The sequence below is a fragment of the Streptomyces sp. NPDC101234 genome (assembly GCF_044767525.1).
In the GTDB taxonomy this organism is placed as follows: Bacteria; Actinomycetota; Actinomycetes; order Streptomycetales; family Streptomycetaceae; genus Streptomyces; species Streptomyces sasae.
Window position 1 is genome coordinate 1 of the sequence record NZ_JBIWOA010000052.1, and the last position, 17,480, is coordinate 17,480.

The window sequence follows — 17,480 nt, forward strand, 5'->3', positions numbered from 1 at the left end:
ACCCGCCACCCCTGGCTCGTCCAGGCGTTCGGCAGCCACCTCCTGTACGGGCCCGGCCAGGCCCGGCACAACGACCTCAGCCTCGCCATCTACGAGAAGGCGGGCTTCGCGGCCGCGGACGCGGACCGGGCGGCCGGCACCGTGTTCACCTTCGTGCTCGGCAGCGCGCTCGGCCCCGCCGCGGAGGTGTCGCTGTACCGCCGGCTCGGCCAGAACGGCGCAGGCGCCGAACAACTGATGGCCGACGCCATGACACGCGCCACCGAGACCGCCATGCACTTCCCTCGCCTGCGCGAACGCCTCGACACCGCGGCTGCCGAGCAGTACGCCGCGGCGCCCGACAACACCTTCGGGTTCGGCCTCCAGTGCGTTCTGGACGGCTTCGAGGCCCGCCTCACCGCCGACCGCGTCGGCCCACGCGAGTGACAGGTCGGCCGCGAAAACCCTTCCGCCGTTGTCGGTCGCCTCTGTTAGCTTCGTGCGCTCGTGTGATCCACGAGCCTCAAGAGCGAACAGGGGAAGGGCACTTGACCAGATCCAGCGGGACGGGCAGACGCAGACGGACGATGGTGGGGAGCTGCGCGGCGGCGCTGTTGGCCACGGCTGCCGGGACGGCACACGCGGTGGACAACCTGCCGCCGAAGCAGCCACTCGTCCAGGACCTCCGGTCGGGAGGCAAGGCCTGCGCGACCGGCGAGAACACGCCGTACGTCTCGGCGCCGCCCAGGCTCAGCGCAGTGCTGTACGACCCCGAGGAGGACAACCAGCCCTCCGAGGCCAGCCCGGTCAGCGGCGAGTTCGAAGCCTGGTGGACGGACACGGCAGGCGTGGAGCAGCGGCGCACCTACACCACCATCACCCTGACGTCGGGGCAGAGCCAGTACTGGACAATGCCGAACGACATCCCGGCGAACACCGTCATCTCCTGGCATGTCCGCGCGAACGACGGCAAGTCGACCTCCCCGTGGAGCGACGAGGGCGACGGCTCGGTCTGCTCGTTCGTGTACGACGACGTGAGTCCGGACAAGGCCACGATCACCTCTCCCGACTACCCCCAGCCCGAGGACGTCTTCTGGGTGGACGGAGTGGGCGTCTACGGCCACTTCACCGTGGACTCGCCCTCCGACGACGTGGTGTCGTACACGTACGGCTTCCTGGACGGCCCGTACGGAACGGTCTCCGCGGAGCGGCCGGGCGCGGCCGTGACCATCCCGTACCTGCCGCTCACTTCGGGACCGAAGTCGCTGACGGTCCATGCGATCGACCGGTCGGGCCGCAGCAGCGGAGAGTCGCATTACGACTTCAACGTGAAGGCCGGCCGCGCTCCCGTCGCCCGCTGGAAGCTGGACGACCCGGCGGGCTCCCGCTCGGCAGCCGCCGAGACCGGTACCGCCGCCCGTGCCGGGACCGGCGTGACCTTCGGCGGCCCGGCGCCCGCGGGCACCACGACCACCGCCACGGTCAGCCTCGACGGCAGCGGCCACGGCTTTCTCACCCCGGACGCCCCGGCGGCCGACATCCGCAGGACCTTCGCGGTGAGCGCGTGGGTACGGCCCGCCGAAACCGACCGGAACATGACCGTCGCCAGCCAGGACGCCGACGGGGCGCCCGGCTTCGGCCTGGGGCTGCGCCGTCAGGACTCCGGGCCCGCCTGGTCGTTCGCGATCGGCGGCGCACGGGTGTCCGGCGGCGCCCCCGAGACCGGCGAGTGGACCCATCTGCTGGGGCTCTACGACGCCGAGACCGGAAAGGCGCGGCTGTACGTCAACGGCCACGAGGTCGGGACCGCGGCCGACGCGACTCCCGCCGAGGCGGCGGGCGCCTTCCAGATCGGGCGCGCCCGCGGGGCTGCCGACTACCGGGACCGGTGGCACGGGGACATCGGTGACGTTCAGGTGCACGACCGGGTCGTGGTGCCGGACGAGGCGGCCGAACTGGCGTACCGCAAACCGAAACTGCTCGGCCACTGGTCGCTGGAGAACGCGACGGACGGCGTGAGCCCCGAGCAGTCGGGCGGCGCGCCACTGCGGCTCGGCACGGGGGCTTCGGTCTACCAGGGCTCCGCCGATTCCTGCATCCCGGACATCGACCCCGACTGCACCTATGTACCGCCGGCGCTCGTCGGCGAGGGGCACCTGCGTCTGGACGGCGAGAACGGGTATGCCGCTGCCGACGGGCCCGTCGTGGACACCGGGGACAGTTTCACCCTCGGCGTGGTCGTACGCCTCGCGGACTCCGACCCCGCCCACCCGATGACCGTGCTCTCGCAGGCCGGTGAGCACACCGACGCCTTCGAGGTGCGCTACGAGCCGTCCACGCACACCTGGCAACTGGTGATGCCGGAGAAGGACGAGGCTGGAACCCCCGAGAGGGTGGTGTCCCAGATCGAGGGCGCGGACGGGGGCGAGGGCCAGGGCCATCGCCTCGCCGTGGTCTACGACGACGCCACCGACACGATCAGGCTCTACCTCGACGGCTACACCAACGCCCAGGCGACCGCGACCCTCCCCGACGGCTGGCACAGCACCGGCGCCCTCCAGATCGGCCGGGCCAAGGTCGGTGACGGCTGGGGCGAGTACCTGCACGGCGACGTGGACGAGGTACAGGCATACTCCGGTGCGCTGAGGGACAGGGACATCCTCGCCCTGGGCCGGAGTACGGATCCTTGCCTGTGCTGATCCCTGCCCCCTGATCCCCGACCTCCCCGACGGCCCGCCCGAACCCAGGTTCCGGCGGGCCGTCCGGACTCGACATGCGTTCTCACGCCCGGCCGCGGTATGTCATCCGGCCACGGCCTCCGCTGCCTCCTCGGCCTCCTCGGCCTCCCAGCGCAGCAGGTCGCCCGGCTGGCACTCGAGCACCTCGCACAGGGCGGCGAGCGTCGCGAAGCGCACCGCCTTGGCGCGGCCGTTCTTGAGTACCGCCAGGTTGGCGGGTGTGATCCCCACGCGGTCCGCGAGTTCGCCCACGGACATCTTCCGCTTGGCCAGCATCACGTCGATGTCGACGGCGATCGGCATCAGATCACCTCGTCCAACTCGGCCCGCAGTTGCGCCGCTTCGACGTCGCGCGCGACGGCCTGGACGAGCAGCATCCGCAGCACGAGCACGATGAGCGCGACCCCCAGGATGGCCAGGCCGATGCCGGCCATGATGACACTGACGCCCGGGTCGTCCCGCTGGCCCGGCGCGTTGATGGCCGTGACCGCGAACCACACGAGGGCGGCCGCCACGATCGCGCCGATCACGCCGTCCACGTACCGGAAGGCGGCGTGGGAGAACACGGTTCCGCGTCGCACCATCGTCACCAGCCGCCCTACGCAGACCAGGGCGACCTGGACCGCCACCATGCCCAGGATCGTGATCACGCGCAGCGGGGTCAGCGGGAGCGACCCGTCGTCCGGCTTGGCGGCCAACGCCCACACCATCCCCGCCTGTACGAACACGGTGCCGACGAACACCACCCCGAGCACGACACGCAGCGCACCCACTGCCAGCTTTCCCATGACTCACCCTTCCATCGAGTTGCGATGGAAATCTATCGATTCTCGATAGGCTGGGCAAGAGGTGAGACCGAGGGTGGGCAGTTTCAGGTGGGAAGCGAGTCCAGGAAGCCGTACTCGGAGAAGCACAAGCGGGAAGCGATCGAGCTCGTGCGGTCGCCGGGCCGAACGGTGACCGAAGCCGCCCGGGAGCTCGGGATCGCTTCGGAGTCCGTGCGGGGCTGGTCGAAGAAGGCGCGCGCCGCCCAAGAGGCCGAAGCCGGTGCCGGGTTGTCGGGGCCGGGCGGCGGCACGACAGCACGTGCCGCCCCGGCTCCCGACCCGATCGGCCGGAACTTCACCGCCACCGGCCCCGGCGAGGTCGTCATGGCAGCCGCGCCGGGCCGCCTGGATCCCGGCTGTCCGTTCCTGTCCGCGTGGCCTGGATGGGCCCTGGATAGCCCCTGAGCATCCTTCCGTGGCACCCAGAGGCTGTGTCGCAGGGCGGCCGGAGCGCGGAACCGATCGACTCAGCCGCCGCTCTTGCGCCGGAACGACCGCTGGCTCGCAGCCGGGCCGTTCGCCCTGCGGACCTTCGACGCATCGACGTTCGCAGCGAGGTCGGCGGAGTCCGCCTGCTCACCACGCTTGCGCGCCAGGGCCTCCCGGAACTTGCGTTTCAGGTCGTAGTTGCCGTCGCTGTCGGGCACCAGAGCGGACGTCTCGGGGTCGGTCGGCTCCGAACCTTCTTCGGATACAGACTCTGCGGTCATGGCGACCTCCTGTGGTTCGGGCGATGGGAAGCCCAGCTTGTCATGCCGGGCGCTGTGCCGGACGCAGTGCCGGGCGCGGTGCCGGACGCAGTGCGGGGCGCAGTGCCGGGCGTCGGCGACATGATGGCTCCGGCTTCGGCGGGCCCCCCTCTCGGCCGGGCAGACCATGAGAGCGTTCAAAACGGCTCAGCGGCCGCGACGCACCTCGGCCGCCCTGCGGGCCTCGGCGAGCTTGCGGGCCTCGTCGGCCCTTCGTGACCTGCCGCCGGCGCCGCGGGAGGTGTCCTTGCTGGTGCCCAGGCCACGGAAGGGAGCGTTGGTGTTCTTGGGCCGGGGCGCGGCGGGCCCGCCGTCGAGCGGGATGCCGGAGGGAGCCTTGGCCCCGGTGATCCGGCTCAGCTCCGCCTCCCCCGAGCGCACCTTGGTGATCGTCGGCTCGATGCCGGCCTCTGCCATCAGCCGGCTCGTCTCGCGGCGCTGGCCCGACAGCACCAACGTGACGACGCTGCCGGACTCACCGGCTCGGGCGGTGCGGCCGGCGCGGTGCACATAGTCCTTGGGGTCGGTGGGCGGATCGACGTTGACCACAAGATCGAGGTCGTCGACGTGCAGGCCACGGGCCGCGACGTTGGTCGCCACCAGAACGGGGATCTGGCCGTTCTTGAACTGCGCGAGGGTCCGTGTGCGCTGCGGCTGGGACTTGCCGCTGTGCAGGGCCGTGGCGTGCACCCCACTGGCCCGCAGGTGCCGGGTGAGCTGGTCGACGGCGTGCTTGGTGTCCAGGAACAGCAGTACCCGGCCGTCGCGGGCGGCGATCTCCGTGGCGACGGCGTACCGGTCGGGGCCGTGGACGAGCAGAACATGGTGGTCCATCGTCGTGACCGCGCCCGCGGACGGGTCTACCGAGTGGACGACGGGGGCATGGAGGTAGCGCTGGACCAAGTGGTCGACATCGCGGTCCAGCGTGGCCGAGAACAGCATCCGCTGCCCCTCGGGGTGCACCTGGTCGAGCACCTCGGTGACTTGCGGCAGGAAGCCCATGTCGCACATCTGGTCGGCCTCGTCGAGGACGGTGATGCGCACTCGTCCCAGGCGACAGGCCTTGCGCTCGATGAGGTCGTGCAGACGGCCGGGGGTGGCTACGACGACCTCGGCCCCGTCTCGCAGCGCGGCGGCCTGCCGACCGATCGACATGCCGCCGACGACCGTGGCCATCCGCAGCCGGAGCGCGTCGGCGTACGGCGCGAGCGCCTCGGTGACCTGTTGGGCCAACTCCCGGGTGGGCACCAGGATCAGAGCGAGGGGCTGCTTCGGTTCCGCGTGCCGCCCAGCCGTCCGTGCGAGCAGCGGCAGGCCGAAGGCGAGCGTCTTGCCCGATCCGGTGCGTCCGCGCCCCAGGATGTCGCGTCCCACGAGGGCATTGGGCAGCGTGGCTGCCTGGATCGGGAAGGGCTCGCGCACACCGAGTTCGCCGAGCGTTCGCAGCACCTCGGCCGGCAGGTCCAGGTCGGCGAAGGAAGCGACCGGGGGCACCACGGGGGCAGTGGCCAGGGGCGGGGCGAGATCGTCGTCGGAGGTGCCGGGACGGTCGGGGTGATTCATGAAGAACCTTCCGCAGAGGGAACGTACCGAGGAAGGCCCGGTAGGAATGAGCAGCCGACGAACAAGGGAAACCGAACAACCGGAATCGCCAACCGTCACGAGTACACAAAGCTCCGAGGGTAACACGGAGTGGCAGCCCCGCGTCGTGGAGCCGCTCACCCCCTGCGTCGCACACCCGCCGGTCGCCCCTCTCCGGCTCAGCCGGGTGGTGATCCGGGGCTCCGGCCGAGACCTGACGGGAGCGGATCGTGGCCGAACTCGGCGAGGCCGCCGACATGCTCGCCCCCGGCCCGCAGAACGCCCCGCCCGGGCATCCCCGTACTTTCCCCGCACGCCACCGCCTCGCCCATCGGACCGGCCGGGCCGGCGGTGGCTCTTGCCCGGCAGTTGAGCGTCGGTATCGATGCGTTCCTGTCCTTGTGACCCCTCTATGGCCCCTGGGGGCTGATGAGTTGGACGCTGACCACAGCAGTGGTCGCAGCCGCCCGGTTCAGCCGAGAGAATGGAACCTCCGCACAGCGGAGTCCCTTACCGGCGAGATGATGCTCCACCCCTTGTCCAGGGATGGAGCCCGGCAAGCGTCCGCTCGGCGGTGAGGCCGGGGATGTGCAGGGCGGCAGGCAGCGCATCGCACACATCGACTCGCGCCTACGGAGCGCAGGCGGTTGCGGCGAGCTCGGTGACCTGGCGCCGGCCCTGGACTCAGGCGTGACGTACGGCTGCGGCGCGGACGGCCAGGTCTCGGGAGCCACTCGAGCCGACCTCGCCGCCGCAGCAGCAGTGGCCCTGACCGGCCAAGGGCAACCCGGAAATGCTTATGGGCCGGAAGGCAACAGCCGCGTCTACGAACTCGGGGGCACCCCCTTCACCCTCGCGGACATCGCCGCCGAGGTCTCCCGACAGTCCGGCAGACCGCTGGTCTATCAAGACCTTTCCGCCGACCAGTACGCCCAGGCCCTTGCCGCTCAGGGCGTGCCGCAGGCGTTCGCCGACCTGCTGGCCGACACCAGCCTCGCCATCGCACGCGGAGACTGGTACACGCCCCGTACCGACCTCGAACGGCTCATCGGACGACCTGCCACCCCGCCGGCCGACGTCGTGGCCGCCCAGCTCAGGGCCTTGCGACCTGAACACTCCCACGCCGGGAGGGCCCTGCGGAATCACCAAAAGACTTATGGGATATATGACGCTTTACGTCATATATCCCCTGCCAAGATGAGACACGAACCTCCGGGAAGCTGACCAACCGATCCAGCACGGCCATCGGCGCTCCGCTCGGCGCGGCCCTCGACATGGCGGGCACGGGGCTGGCCATCGCCGGCGCCGCGACCGTCGCCGGGGCGGTGGCCGCTCCGAACATCGCGTACGCGGTGCAGAACGGGGACGGCGGGGGTGGCGGGGGCGATTCCGCATCCGGGAGCGCGTCGAGCACGAAGGGCGCGGGCGCCGAGAAACTCCGCAAGGAACACCTGGGCTCGAAGAAGCAGGAGTTGCTGACCGAGGAGAACTCGTACAAGTCACTGGAGGGCGGACCGGACGACACCACGGCCGAGATCAACCCGGAGAGGAACGGAAAGAACGAGCAGGGCGAGACGAACCCGGACATCAAACTCCTGGACCGTCAGGGGAACGTCGTCGGCTACCGCGAGGTCAAGACGATCGAGAACCCCAATCAGAACGCCTTCATGAGGCAGTTGTCGAAGGCCACCCGGCAGCTCAGGGCCAAGGGGGCGAAGATCAACGAAATCTTCTTCCAGGTGCCCAAGACATCGGACGCCTATCAATGGCTGAAGGCCTGGCAGGAGCAGCCGGAACGGGACATCTCCAAGTGGCGCGGGTACACCGTCCGCATCGTGGACGACACCGGCGAGGAACTCGGCACCTATGACCTGGGGGATTCCGGCCTCCACGACCTGGGCAAGGGCGGCGGAGGCGGCGGCGGAGACGACTCCGGGTACGAGGACGCGATGCAGCAGGGGATGTTGAACAAGGCGAGGGCGATGGAGCGAGAGGGCTTCTGACCGTCCCTGCCCGGCAGGAGGCACCACACGGCACCTCCTGCCGGGGCGTTACTGTAAGTGACCGATCCTGGCAGGCGGAGACCATGCCTGGAAAGTGGAGGAAGACGTGTCCGAACCCGTCGACGTGGTGTGTTACCAGTGCAGGATCGTGCTGCCCCTCCTCGATTTCCCGGTCGGGCGAGCGGCCTGGTGGACCTTCCTGGACGAACACGCCTACCACCCCGTGGAGTTGCTGTGGGAGCATTCCGAGGCCCACGAGCGGATCGACATCGACTACATCGAAGTGGACAGCGACATCAGGAGCGACCCGCCGTTCGCCGAGTACGCGGGCGACTGGCCGGGCCGCCCGCTCGCCCTGCACCCCCGGCCGATCGCCCGCGCGGTCGCCGAGATCGTGGGGCGCGCCTTTGACGCCATGGACTCCCACAAGTGGCAGGCCGCACCGGCCGACGGGGCGGCGGGCGAACTAATCATGAGGTACATGGACTTCGCGCCCCCGCCCGGTGAACTGGTCGACGACGCCGCCGTACTCGCCCGGCTGGCCACGGTGGAGGCGGCGCTGGAGCAACTGCGGCGGGCGACCACCGAACCCCTCGGCGAGCACTTCGGCACATTCCTGAACGACGTCCTGCGCGCCCTGCCCACCACGGCGGACCTCCCCCCGGACGAACTGTGCGCCGAGAGCGGCCCCCTGGCCTCCCCCCGGCTCTGGGACACCGAGCGGGCACTACGGCTGATCCAGCACCTCGTGGCCGCCGGAATCGCGGGCCGCAAGCCGTCTCCCGACGCCGGCTGAGCCGCGGTCCTCCGTCAGGTCAGCGCGTGGGCCGAGGCACCGGGTCGCGTGTAGGCCTGTCGGGGGACGAGCGGTCCGTGACCGCCCGTGCAGACGACGACGGTTTCCACCGGTTCGCCGCAGTCACGGTGACGCACCTCCAGAGGCGGCCCCTCCGGGTCCGCCTCGTACCGGTCGCCCCACTGCTTGAGGGCGATCATCACCGCAGGCCGACACGTCCGCGCAGGTCAAAGCGATCCCAACGCACACTGACGGCCCGGAGTCGAACTCACGAGCAGCGGATTCAGCCCCGCAGCCCAAAGTCCTGAATCCGCACGCCAGAGGAGACGTTTCCGCAGTTCAGACACCTGCATGGTGGAGCGGGTGGGACTCGAACCCACGGCCGACGGATTATGAGTCCGCCGCCCCCGAGGGGCGATGCACCGAACAGCTCCGCCGAGTTGTCGCCCTATGGCCAGGGTCCGGTTCAGGAACCCCCCAGGAAGGAGAATCGCACCTTTCGCTCGGGATTGTCCCTGTTCGTGTCGACCAGGCACACCGACTGCCAAGTGCCCAGTTCCAGGCGTCCGTTGATCACCGGAAGGGTGGCGTGCGGGGGCACGATCGCCGGGAGGACGTGGTCGCGGCCGTGGCCGGGGCTGCCGTGCCGGTGCTGCCAGCGGTCGTCGGCGGGGAGCAGGGTGTGGAGCGCCGCCAGCAGGTCGTCGTCGCTGCCGGCGCCGGTCTCGATGACGGCGATACCGGCCGTGGCGTGCGGGGTGAAGATGTTCAGCAGTCCGTCGCGGCCGGCCGCGGCCTCGCGGAGGAAGGCCTCGCAGTCGCCGGTCAGGTCGACGACCCGCTCGCGGCTACCGGTGGCGACATGGAGCACTCGTGTGGTGAAGGCGTCCGACATGCCCCCATCCTCGCGCATGGGCTTGGTCGGCCGTGCGGGCGGCGGTGCCGGGAAGATCCACGGCCACCCCTCGGTTGGTAGAAGCGTGAACAACTTGCGTGAGGTCGAGGTAGTCGTCATAGGCGCTGGTCAGGCCGGTCTGTCCAGCGCCTATCACCTGCGGCGCGCCGGTTTCGTGCCGGACCGCGACTTCGTGGTCCTCGACCACTCCCCCGCCCCGGGCGGCGCCTGGCAGTTCCGGTGGCCGTCACTGACGTACGGCAAGGTGCACGGAATGCACGCGCTGCCGGGCATGGAGCTGACCGGGGCGGATCCGGCGCGGCCGTCCGCCGAGGTCATCGGCGAGTACTTCGCCGACTACGAGCGCACCTTCGACCTTCGGGTACACCGTCCCGTGGATGTCCGGGCGGTGCGCGAGGGTGAGGGCGGGCGGCTGCTCGTGGAGACCGACGCCGGGCACTGGTCGACTCGGGCGCTGATCAATGCCACCGGCACCTGGGACCGGCCGTTCTGGCCGCGCTACCCGGGCCAGGAGACCTTCCGGGGGCGGCAGTTGCACACCGCGCAGTACGCCGGGCCCGAGGAGTTCGCCGGGAAGCGGGTGGTGGTGGTCGGCGGCGGGGCCTCCGGCACCCAGCATCTGCTGGAGCTCGCCCCGTACGCGGCCGCCACCACCTGGGTCACCCGGCGGCCGCCGGTCTTCCGTGAGGGCCCCTTCGACGAGGGTGCGGGCCGGGCCGCGGTGGCGCTGGTCGAGGAGCGGGTGCGGCAGGGACTGCCGCCGAGAAGCGTGGTGTCCGTGACCGGGCTGCCGCTCAACGACGCCGTCCGGAAGGGCCTGGAGGACGGCGTCCTGGACCGGCAGCCGATGTTCGACCGCATCACCCCGGACGGGGTGGAGTGGGACGACGGCCGCCGTGTCGACGCCGATGTCATCCTCTGGGCCACCGGTTTCCGCGCGGCCCTCGATCATCTGGTGCCGCTGCGGCTGCGCGAGCCGGGCGGCGGGATCCGGGTCGAGGGGACCCGCGCGGTCGCCGATCCGCGCGTGCACCTGGTCGGGTACGGCCCCTCGGCCAGCACCATCGGTGCCAACCGGGCGGGGCGCGAGGCCGTACGGGACATCAGGCGGCTGCTGGCCGGGGAGCCCGTCGCCGCGTGACACACCGGCGGCTCAGCGGGGCGACGGGGAGGCGTGCGGCGACCGTTGCGCCTTGCTGCTCTGCACGGCGTTGAAGTCGGCGACATTGCGCTGGTGTTCGGCGTAGTCGGCGGTGAACCGGGTGTCTCCCGGCTTGACCGTGACGAAGTACAGCCAGTTGCCCGGCGTCGGGTTGAGGGCGGCTCGCATGGCGTCCTCGCCCGGGCTGTCGATCGGCGTGGGCGGCAGTCCCATGCGCTGGTAGGAGTTGTACGGGCTCTGGACGCGGGTGTCGTTCACAGTGGTGTTCAGGGTGTTGCGGTTGAGGCCGTAGTTGAGGGTGGAGTCCATCTGCAGCGGCATGCCGTTCTGCAGCCGGTTGAAGACGACCCGGGCCACCTTCCCCATGTCGGCCGCGTTCGCGGCCTCGGCCTGGACGATGCTGGCGATGGTCACCGCCTGGTAGACGTTCATCGCGTTGCGCTGGGCGCCGGCCGCGACGGGCGCCATGTCGAACTTCTGGTTGGCGGTCTCGACCATGGACCGCAGCACCGACTGCGGGGTCGAGCCCTTCGCCAGGGGATAGCTGGCCGGGAAGAGATAACCCTCCGGGTTGCCCTGGGCCTCGCCGGGCAGTTTCAGGCCCGCGGTGCCGACGGCCTGCTTGGTGCTGCCGGCGGGAAGGGCGAGGGCCTTGTCGACCGAGTCGTAGACCTGGGACGTACGCCAGCCCTCCGGGATGACCAGGACCGCGGGCCTGGTGGGCGCGCCGCGCCCCAGGAACAGCAGCGGCACCGCCACGGCGGTGCCGGCCACGACGGCGCCGGTCACTCCGAGGAGCAGCCTGCCCCGGCGCGTCAGTCGAATCGGTTTCCGTCGGATCGTCTTCCGTGGCGGAGTGTTCATCTGCATGCGCGAACGTTAGCCCGCAGATACCCATAAACCCGACATATCTTCAGTTTGTCGACGTCACGTTGGGGATTTCGGCTCGTCGGCTTCAGCTTGTCGGCGGAGTCGCGGGCTGACGCCCCCGGTCGCCCCTTCGCCGCCCCGGCCGTCGCACCGTCTCCCACCGGGCCGCCTCTCCGACCGTGGCCGGCTCCGCCGCGGACTCGACCGCGGACTCGCCCGTCGGCTCCAACCGCGCGTCGCGCCGCACCAGTTCCGCGTACCGCCCGTCGAGTTCCAGGAGCTCCTCGTGCGTGCCCCGTTCGGCCACCTGCCCGGAGTCGAGGACGACGATCTGGTCGGCGCCGCGGATCGTGGACAGCCGGTGGGCGATGGTGATGGTCGTCCGGTTGGCCGACAGCGCGTCGATGGCTTCCTGGACGGCGTGTTCGGTGCGGGTGTCCAGGGCGCTGGTCGCCTCGTCGAGGATGAGGACCGGCGGGTCGCGCAGGATGGTGCGCGCGATGGCCAGCCGCTGTTTCTCACCGCCGGAGAAGCGGTGTCCGCGCTCGCCCACGACCGTGTCGTAGCCGTCGGGCAGGGCGGCGATGTGGTCGTGTATCTGCGCCGCGCGGGCGGCCGCGTGCAGTTCCTCGTCGGTGGCGTCCGGCTTGGCGAAGCGCAGGTTGTCGGCGACCGAGGCATGGAAGAGGTACGTCTCCTGGGAGACGACCCCGACCGCGCGGGCGAGGGTGTCGAAGTCGAGGTCGCGGACGTCGACGCCGTCCAGGGTGACCCGCCCGCCGGTGACGTCGTAGAGCCGGGGAACCAGGTAGCCGAGCGTGGACTTGCCGGCGCCGGTCGGGCCCACGACGGCCAGGCTGCCGCCCGCCGGGACGGCGAGATCGATGCCGTCGAGGACGGGGCCGCCCTTGTCGTCGTACCTGAACTCGACCTTCTCGAAGCGGACCTCGCCCTTCACCCGGTCCAGGTGCACCGGCTCGTCCCGCTCGGTGATGTCGATGGGCAGGTCGAGATATTCGAAGATGCGCTGGAAGAGCGCGAGGGAGGTCTGGATCTGGACGCCGGTCGCCAGCAGGCTCACGGCCGGGCGGAACAGGCCCTGCTGGAGCGAGACGAAGGCGACGATGGTGCCGAGCGAGATCTGCGGGCCGCCCATCTGGAGGGCCACGCCGGCGGTCCAGTAGATGACGGCGGGCATCGCGGCCATCACGATGGTGATCACGGCCATCCGCCAGCGGCCGGCCATGTTCGACCTGACCTCCAGGTCGACCAGTTGCTCGGACTCCTCGGCGAAGGACGCGGTGAGCGAGTCGGCGCGGCCCATGGTGCGGCCGAGCAGGATGCCGCTGACGGAGAGAGACTCGGTGACCGTGGCGGCCATCGCGGCCATCTGCTTCTGGCGCTGGGTGGTGATCTTCTTGCGTTCGTTGCCGACCCGGCGGCTGATCCACACGAAGACCGGGAGCAGGACCAGCGAGACGATGGTGAGCCGCCAGTCGAGGGCGATCATCGCGACGATCGTGGCCACCACGCTGGTCACGTTGGAGACCAGGGAGGTGGCGGTGGAGGTGACGGTCGCCTGCATGCCGCCGATGTCATTGGCGATGCGGGACTGCACCTCGCCGGTGCGGGTGCGGGTGAAGAAGGCGAGCGACATGCGCTGCAGCCGGCCGTAGACGGCGGTGCGCAGGTCGTGCATGACGCGCTGGCCGACGGTGGTGGATATCAGCGTCTGCAGGACGCCGAAGACGCTGGTGAGGACGGCACTGAGGATCATGCCCAGCGCAAGCAGGCTGAGCAGTCCGGTGCGGCCCTGCGGGATCGCGGTGTCGAGGGTCGCCTTCAGCAGGAACGGGGTGGCGACGGACACCAGGGAGGCGGCGCCGACCAGCAGGCCGACGATCGCGAGGCGCCCGCGGTAGGGGCGGAAGAGGCTGAGGATGCGGCGCACCTGGCGGGGCTGCCCGGCCGAAGCGCCGTCGGGGGTCCAGTTGATCTCGTCTCGGGGCATGGCTCCTACGGATGGGTGTGGTGAGTACGGACTCACGGAGCATAGCTCACTGTTACCTATGCTCACAATGAACTAGGTCCTGATATTATTCCCGCATGAGCACCCCCGACTCCGACGGCCCGCTCGCCGAGCAGCTCCTACGCCTCACGCGCCGGGTGTGGCGCATCCAGAAACGCCATCTCGAGGCGCGCGATCTGGGCGTCACCCCGGCCCAGTCCCGGCTGCTGCGCACCCTCGCGCACTACGACGCGCCCCCGCGCATGGCCGACCTCGCCGAACGCCTGGAGGTGGTGCCGCGCGCGGTGACGACCCTGGTCGACGGACTGGAGGCGAGCGGCAAGGTGCGCCGGGTGGCGGATCCGACGAACCGCCGGGTGACCCGGATAGAGATCACGGACGAAGGCCGCGAGACCCTGCGCGAACTGCGGGCGGCGCGCAGGTCGGCGGCCGAGGAGATCCTCGCTCCCCTGTCGGAGGAGCAGCGGGCGGTGCTGGGCGGGCTGCTGGACACGCTGGTCGACGGGCCGGTGCCGGCGAAGCACTGCTGAGACATGACGAAGCCGCCCCCTTCCGTCCGGTTCCTGCCGGGGAGGGGAGCGGCTTCTCGTCGTACGGTCAGCTCTCGGTCACGGGTTCCCTGGCCGGCACCTCGGCCTCTTCGGTCACCACCTCGGCCTCACCGCCCAGCGTCCGCTTCGCCCGCTCGATGTCCAGGGCACCCTCCCAGCGGGACACCGCGAACACGGCGACACAGTTGCCGAGCAGGTTGGTGACGACGCGCATCGAGTCCATGATGCGGTCGACGCCGAGCAGCAGGGCGACGGCACCGGCCGGGATCGCCCCGAGCGAGGAGGCGGTCGCGGACAGGGCGAGGAACGCCGAGCCGGGGATGCCGGCCATGCCCTTGCTGGTGAGCATCAGCACCAGGACCACGGTGATCTGCTGACTCAGGCTCAGGTCGACGCCCACGGCCTGCGCGATGAACAGGGTGCCGATGGAGAGATAGAGCGAGGCGCCGTCCAGGTTGAAGGAGTACCCGGTGGGCAGCACCAGGCCGACCGCGTCGTCACGGGCGCCGGCCTTGCGCAGCTTCTGCATCACGCGCGGCAGCACGGACTCCGTGGAGGCGGTGCCCAGCGCGAGCAGCAGTTCCGCACGGATGTAGCGGACGAACTTCCAGAGGCTGAGCCCGGTCAGCGCCTTGAGCGCGACGGCGAGCAGGGCGACGAAGAGCGCGGCAGCCGCGTAGCACAGGACGATCAGCTTGGCGTAGGTCTCGATGACGCCGAGGCCGTACTGGCCGATCAGCACGGCCATCGCGCCGAAGACGGCGATCGGCGCGAGGCGCATCACGAAGCCGACGATCGCGAAGATGATCTCCTGGGCCTGCTCGATCACGGGGAGCACCTGCGGCACCTTGGTGGGGCCGAGGTGGAGCAGGGCCGCGCCCACCAGACAGGCCAGGACGAGCACCTGGAGCAGGGAGTTCTCGGCGAAGGCGCCGATGAAACTGGTGGGCAGGGCGTTGAGGACGAACTCGGCCGTCGAGGGCAGCGAGCCGCCGCCCGTCTTCGCGTCGACCGCCTTGGCGCTCAGCGTGGCCGGGTCGACATGCATCCCGGAGCCGGGCTGGACGACGTTGGCGGCGACGAGTCCGAGGAGCAGCGCGAGCGTACTGGCCGCCTCGAACCAGATCAGCGCCTTGAGCCCGATCCGCCCGAAGGCCTTCAGATCACCGGCCTTGGCGATGCCGACGACGACCACGCAGAACACCAGCGGGGAGATGATCGTCTTGATGAGCCGGGTGAAACCGTCGCCGAGCGGCTGCAGGTCCGAGGCGAAACCGGGCCACAGCCTCCCGACGACGATTCCGAGCACGAGCGCGCAGGCGACCTGCGCGAAGAGGGAGGTACGCAGTATGCGTGCGACGCGTCGCGGCAGGGACGGTACGGACTGCGGCACGGGCACTCCTAGTGGGGGGAGCATCGACTCGCGGAAGCCGAGCGGGACTTCTGCGATGCGGAAAACGGCTTCCGCGTCGATCACTCTGGAGGCCTTCTTGATCCCGTCCGAGACCACCGTGTGTCAGCCGTGTAAATCACCAGCCCAGTGATGCATCGCACACAACTCGCCTCAGCAGCCGCTGCGGTCCTCGGTCAGCACCCCCTGTTCGGTGGCCAGTGAACGGTCGTAGCAACCGCCGGACCCGTACAGCCGGTAGCGCTCGCTCGACGTGCCGACCGCGTGCCGCTGGTCGCGCGGCACACCGAGGGTGTACGTCGCGTCACCGCTGTAGGTGTCGTCGAGCCGCGACCAGCCGCCTCCGGCCCGATGGACCGACGCCCGGTCCCCTAGGGTGAGTTCGGTGCGCAGCCGGTCGTCGGTGCCGATGGTGGTGGCGCCGTTCATCGTGTACGTCCGCAGCGTGCGCGTCGCCCGGGGCACTCCACCCGCCTCCACCGTGACGTTCTGGTCGTCCGTCCAGGTGGCGTCGAGCGCGTCCGTCGTCTCGCCGTCGTTCCAGCGGTGGACGGAGGTGTTGGCCAGCGTCCGGCTGACGGTGGTGGTCACCCGGCCGTGCGAGGTGTCGACGTAGCCGGAGACGGTGAGCCGGTGCCCGGCATCCGTGTCGACCCGGTACTCCCCCGAACCCGGGTTATACACCGAGGAGTTGACGGGCTCGGTGGCCTTGGCCCCGGTGAGCTTCCCGGTGACTTGGGCGCGGTGCGCGTCCTGCCAGACCAGTACGTTCACGGGGGCGCTCCAGCCCGCCTGCCCCGCGGGCACCCCGGCGACGGAGACCTCGACCTGGTGCGGGCGGCCGTCGTCGAGCAGCCCCGCGAACGGCGTCAGGTCGAAGTCGATCGGCTTGACGTCGAAGGCGCGGGGGCCCGGAATGACGTACCAGAGGAAGGGGTCGGACCAGCCTCCGGTCCATACGTTCGGGAACGGCGAGGCGATTCCGGCCAGTTGGCCGTCGACCTTGATCTGCACCTCCCGGTAGGGCCCCTTGTCCGCCTTGCAGGAGTACGACGCCGGGTCGGCCACGGTCAGGTACCAGAACTCCTCGCAGCCGCCGCCGGATCCGGTGGCGTACACCTCGGCGACGATGCGTTCGCTGTTGCGCGGGGTGGTGAGGGCGGCGCCGCCGGCGAGGGTCAGCACCCTGTCGGGGACTGCTGCCCGGGGGCGCCCCTCGTAGAAGGTGAGCGTGACCTTGACGTCGATGACGCCGGTGTAGGTGTCGTCGACAACGTTGCCGATGAGCATCTCGACGTCCTGTGCGCTGCGGAAGGTGTCGCTGTAGCGGGTGACGTCCTTCTGCACATGCCACTCGATACCGTCCGGCGAGGGCTCGGGGGTGGAGGTGCGCAGCACTTCCACCCCGCCCACGTGCAGATAGCCGAGGCGGTCGTACTGACGGCCCTTCACCTTGCCGTCGAGCCGCAGCACCACCTTGCTCCAGCGGTCGCCGCAGCCCTGTGGGGGTGTGTACGTTCCCCTGTACGGCGTGAAGTCACCGAACTGGGCCTCGGCGAGGGTGACTTGGCAGGACTTGGCGTCCTTGGGCACGGACACCGGCGGGGCTGCGGTCACCGGGTCGTGCCAGTCGGTGCCGAACTCGGCCGGTACGTCGGCGGCCCGGGCGGCGGGGGCACCCGTGCCGAGGAGCGCGCTCGCCAGGAGGGTCACCCCGGCGAGCATGGACATGACGATCCGTCTTCTCATGGCCGGTGTTCTACGGGGAGTTGACCGCCGACCGCAATGGGGCGACCGGCCGCCCGCCCCATGACCCGAGCGGACGAACACAAGAGGTGCATATGGTGCTATAAGACGATCTTACTGCC

General features: G+C 70.3%; 18 protein-coding genes and 1 tRNA gene. 8 read left to right on the top strand and 11 right to left on the bottom strand.

Annotation, left to right across the window (positions count from 1 at the left end):
• Positions 1 to 426: TetR/AcrR family transcriptional regulator C-terminal domain-containing protein (locus ACIRR9_RS50245; protein ID WP_403767006.1), on the top strand; the 426-nt coding region annotated here is incomplete at its 5' end.
• Between the two features lie 140 nt (positions 427 to 566).
• On the top strand, positions 567 to 2,678 hold the full coding sequence (locus tag ACIRR9_RS50250; protein ID WP_403767145.1) for a LamG-like jellyroll fold domain-containing protein: 2,112 nt from the start codon (positions 567 to 569) through the stop codon (positions 2,676 to 2,678).
• 102 nt (positions 2,679 to 2,780) lie between these two features.
• Here ACIRR9_RS50250 and ACIRR9_RS50255 read toward each other — a convergent pair whose 3' ends face one another.
• Together ACIRR9_RS50255 and ACIRR9_RS50260 are read right to left on the bottom strand one after the other, a co-directional pair.
• Positions 2,781 to 3,020, bottom strand: a complete 240-nt coding sequence (locus ACIRR9_RS50255) for a helix-turn-helix domain-containing protein (protein ID WP_403767009.1) — start codon at positions 3,018 to 3,020, stop codon at positions 2,781 to 2,783.
• Positions 3,020 to 3,505 (bottom strand): DUF2975 domain-containing protein, encoded by a 486-nt coding sequence (locus ACIRR9_RS50260; RefSeq protein ID WP_403767012.1) that lies wholly within the window; start codon positions 3,503 to 3,505, stop codon positions 3,020 to 3,022. The genes ACIRR9_RS50255 and ACIRR9_RS50260 overlap by 1 nt, the downstream gene beginning before the upstream one ends.
• 24 nt (positions 3,506 to 3,529) lie before the next feature.
• On the opposite strand from ACIRR9_RS50260, the gene ACIRR9_RS50265 reads away from it, so the two are divergent.
• A complete protein-coding gene (locus tag ACIRR9_RS50265; protein ID WP_403767015.1) occupies positions 3,530 to 3,949 on the top strand; it encodes a transposase in 420 nt (139 codons plus the stop codon).
• 62 nt (positions 3,950 to 4,011) lie between these two features.
• Here ACIRR9_RS50265 and ACIRR9_RS50270 read toward each other — a convergent pair whose 3' ends face one another.
• A complete protein-coding gene (locus ACIRR9_RS50270) occupies positions 4,012 to 4,254 on the bottom strand; it encodes a DUF5302 domain-containing protein (protein ID WP_403767018.1) in 243 nt (80 codons plus the stop codon).
• A 186-nt stretch (positions 4,255 to 4,440) separates the two neighbouring features.
• Positions 4,441 to 5,856, bottom strand: coding sequence for a DEAD/DEAH box helicase (locus tag ACIRR9_RS50275; RefSeq protein ID WP_403767021.1), 1,416 nt, complete (start codon positions 5,854 to 5,856; stop codon positions 4,441 to 4,443).
• A gap of 564 nt (positions 5,857 to 6,420) precedes the next feature.
• Between ACIRR9_RS50275 and ACIRR9_RS50280 the strand changes: the two genes are divergently transcribed.
• The 3 genes from ACIRR9_RS50280 (at position 6,421) to ACIRR9_RS50290 (ending at position 8,673) form a co-directional block, all read left to right on the top strand.
• Positions 6,421 to 7,098, top strand: coding sequence for a hypothetical protein (locus tag ACIRR9_RS50280; RefSeq protein WP_403767024.1), 678 nt, complete (start codon positions 6,421 to 6,423; stop codon positions 7,096 to 7,098).
• A 50-nt stretch (positions 7,099 to 7,148) separates the two neighbouring features.
• Positions 7,149 to 7,877, top strand: a complete 729-nt coding sequence (locus tag ACIRR9_RS50285; protein ID WP_403767027.1) for a hypothetical protein — start codon at positions 7,149 to 7,151, stop codon at positions 7,875 to 7,877.
• A gap of 106 nt (positions 7,878 to 7,983) precedes the next feature.
• Entirely contained in the window at positions 7,984 to 8,673 is a 690-nt protein-coding gene (locus ACIRR9_RS50290; RefSeq protein WP_403767029.1) for a hypothetical protein, read from the top strand.
• Positions 8,674 to 8,687: 14 nt separating this feature from the next.
• Here the strand turns inward: ACIRR9_RS50290 and ACIRR9_RS50295 are convergent, their stop codons facing one another.
• The 3 genes from ACIRR9_RS50295 to ACIRR9_RS50305 all read right to left on the bottom strand — a co-directional run bounded on the left by ACIRR9_RS50295 (position 8,688) and on the right by ACIRR9_RS50305 (position 9,568).
• The gene (locus tag ACIRR9_RS50295; RefSeq protein WP_403767032.1) at positions 8,688 to 8,873 is read right to left on the bottom strand and encodes a hypothetical protein; all 186 of its coding nucleotides are present in this window, start codon (positions 8,871 to 8,873) and stop codon (positions 8,688 to 8,690) included.
• 152 nt (positions 8,874 to 9,025) lie between these two features.
• A tRNA-Ile gene (locus ACIRR9_RS50300) sits at positions 9,026 to 9,107 on the bottom strand.
• A gap of 32 nt (positions 9,108 to 9,139) precedes the next feature.
• On the bottom strand, positions 9,140 to 9,568 hold the full coding sequence (locus tag ACIRR9_RS50305) for a secondary thiamine-phosphate synthase enzyme YjbQ (protein WP_403767034.1): 429 nt from the start codon (positions 9,566 to 9,568) through the stop codon (positions 9,140 to 9,142).
• An 85-nt stretch (positions 9,569 to 9,653) separates the two neighbouring features.
• Between ACIRR9_RS50305 and ACIRR9_RS50310 the strand changes: the two genes are divergently transcribed.
• Positions 9,654 to 10,730 (top strand): NAD(P)-binding domain-containing protein, encoded by a 1,077-nt coding sequence (locus ACIRR9_RS50310; RefSeq protein ID WP_403767037.1) that lies wholly within the window; start codon positions 9,654 to 9,656, stop codon positions 10,728 to 10,730.
• A 12-nt stretch (positions 10,731 to 10,742) separates the two neighbouring features.
• Here the strand turns inward: ACIRR9_RS50310 and mltG are convergent, their stop codons facing one another.
• Positions 10,743 to 11,621: an endolytic transglycosylase MltG gene (mltG, locus tag ACIRR9_RS50315; RefSeq protein ID WP_403767039.1), complete on the bottom strand. Its 879-nt coding sequence runs from the start codon at positions 11,619 to 11,621 to the stop codon at positions 10,743 to 10,745.
• A gap of 85 nt (positions 11,622 to 11,706) precedes the next feature.
• Positions 11,707 to 13,632 carry an ABC transporter ATP-binding protein gene (locus ACIRR9_RS50320; RefSeq protein ID WP_403767042.1) on the bottom strand — a complete coding sequence of 642 codons (1,926 nt, stop codon included), beginning with the start codon at positions 13,630 to 13,632 and terminating at the stop codon, positions 11,707 to 11,709.
• 95 nt (positions 13,633 to 13,727) lie between these two features.
• Between ACIRR9_RS50320 and ACIRR9_RS50325 the strand changes: the two genes are divergently transcribed.
• A complete protein-coding gene (locus ACIRR9_RS50325; protein WP_403767045.1) occupies positions 13,728 to 14,180 on the top strand; it encodes a MarR family winged helix-turn-helix transcriptional regulator in 453 nt (150 codons plus the stop codon).
• A 67-nt stretch (positions 14,181 to 14,247) separates the two neighbouring features.
• On the opposite strand, the gene ACIRR9_RS50330 is transcribed toward ACIRR9_RS50325, so the two are convergent.
• Positions 14,248 to 15,594: a cation:dicarboxylate symporter family transporter gene (locus ACIRR9_RS50330; protein ID WP_403767048.1), complete on the bottom strand. Its 1,347-nt coding sequence runs from the start codon at positions 15,592 to 15,594 to the stop codon at positions 14,248 to 14,250.
• 171 nt (positions 15,595 to 15,765) lie between these two features.
• Positions 15,766 to 17,361, bottom strand: a complete 1,596-nt coding sequence (locus ACIRR9_RS50335; protein WP_403767051.1) for a peptide-N4-asparagine amidase — start codon at positions 17,359 to 17,361, stop codon at positions 15,766 to 15,768.
• Between the last annotated feature and the right edge of the window lie 119 nt (positions 17,362 to 17,480).

Bases quoted from the DNA above. Each gene is read 5' to 3' on its own strand.
- ACIRR9_RS50250 (WP_403767145.1), top strand. From the start codon at position 567: ATGGTGGGGAGCTGCGCGGCGGCGCTGTTGGCCACGGCTGCCGGGACG.
- ACIRR9_RS50255 (WP_403767009.1), bottom strand. From the start codon at position 3,020: ATGCCGATCGCCGTCGACATCGACGTGATGCTGGCCAAGCGGAAGATG.
- ACIRR9_RS50260 (WP_403767012.1), bottom strand. From the start codon at position 3,505: ATGGGAAAGCTGGCAGTGGGTGCGCTGCGTGTCGTGCTCGGGGTGGTG.
- ACIRR9_RS50265 (WP_403767015.1), top strand. From the start codon at position 3,530: ATGGAAATCTATCGATTCTCGATAGGCTGGGCAAGAGGTGAGACCGAG.
- ACIRR9_RS50270 (WP_403767018.1), bottom strand. From the start codon at position 4,254: ATGACCGCAGAGTCTGTATCCGAAGAAGGTTCGGAGCCGACCGACCCC.
- ACIRR9_RS50275 (WP_403767021.1), bottom strand. From the start codon at position 5,856: ATGAATCACCCCGACCGTCCCGGCACCTCCGACGACGATCTCGCCCCG.
- ACIRR9_RS50280 (WP_403767024.1), top strand. From the start codon at position 6,421: ATGGAGCCCGGCAAGCGTCCGCTCGGCGGTGAGGCCGGGGATGTGCAG.
- ACIRR9_RS50285 (WP_403767027.1), top strand. From the start codon at position 7,149: ATGGCGGGCACGGGGCTGGCCATCGCCGGCGCCGCGACCGTCGCCGGG.
- ACIRR9_RS50295 (WP_403767032.1), bottom strand. From the start codon at position 8,873: ATGATCGCCCTCAAGCAGTGGGGCGACCGGTACGAGGCGGACCCGGAG.
- ACIRR9_RS50305 (WP_403767034.1), bottom strand. From the start codon at position 9,568: ATGTCGGACGCCTTCACCACACGAGTGCTCCATGTCGCCACCGGTAGC.
- mltG (WP_403767039.1), bottom strand. From the start codon at position 11,621: ATGCAGATGAACACTCCGCCACGGAAGACGATCCGACGGAAACCGATT.
- ACIRR9_RS50320 (WP_403767042.1), bottom strand. From the start codon at position 13,632: ATGCCCCGAGACGAGATCAACTGGACCCCCGACGGCGCTTCGGCCGGG.
- ACIRR9_RS50325 (WP_403767045.1), top strand. From the start codon at position 13,728: ATGAGCACCCCCGACTCCGACGGCCCGCTCGCCGAGCAGCTCCTACGC.
- ACIRR9_RS50335 (WP_403767051.1), bottom strand. From the start codon at position 17,361: ATGAGAAGACGGATCGTCATGTCCATGCTCGCCGGGGTGACCCTCCTG.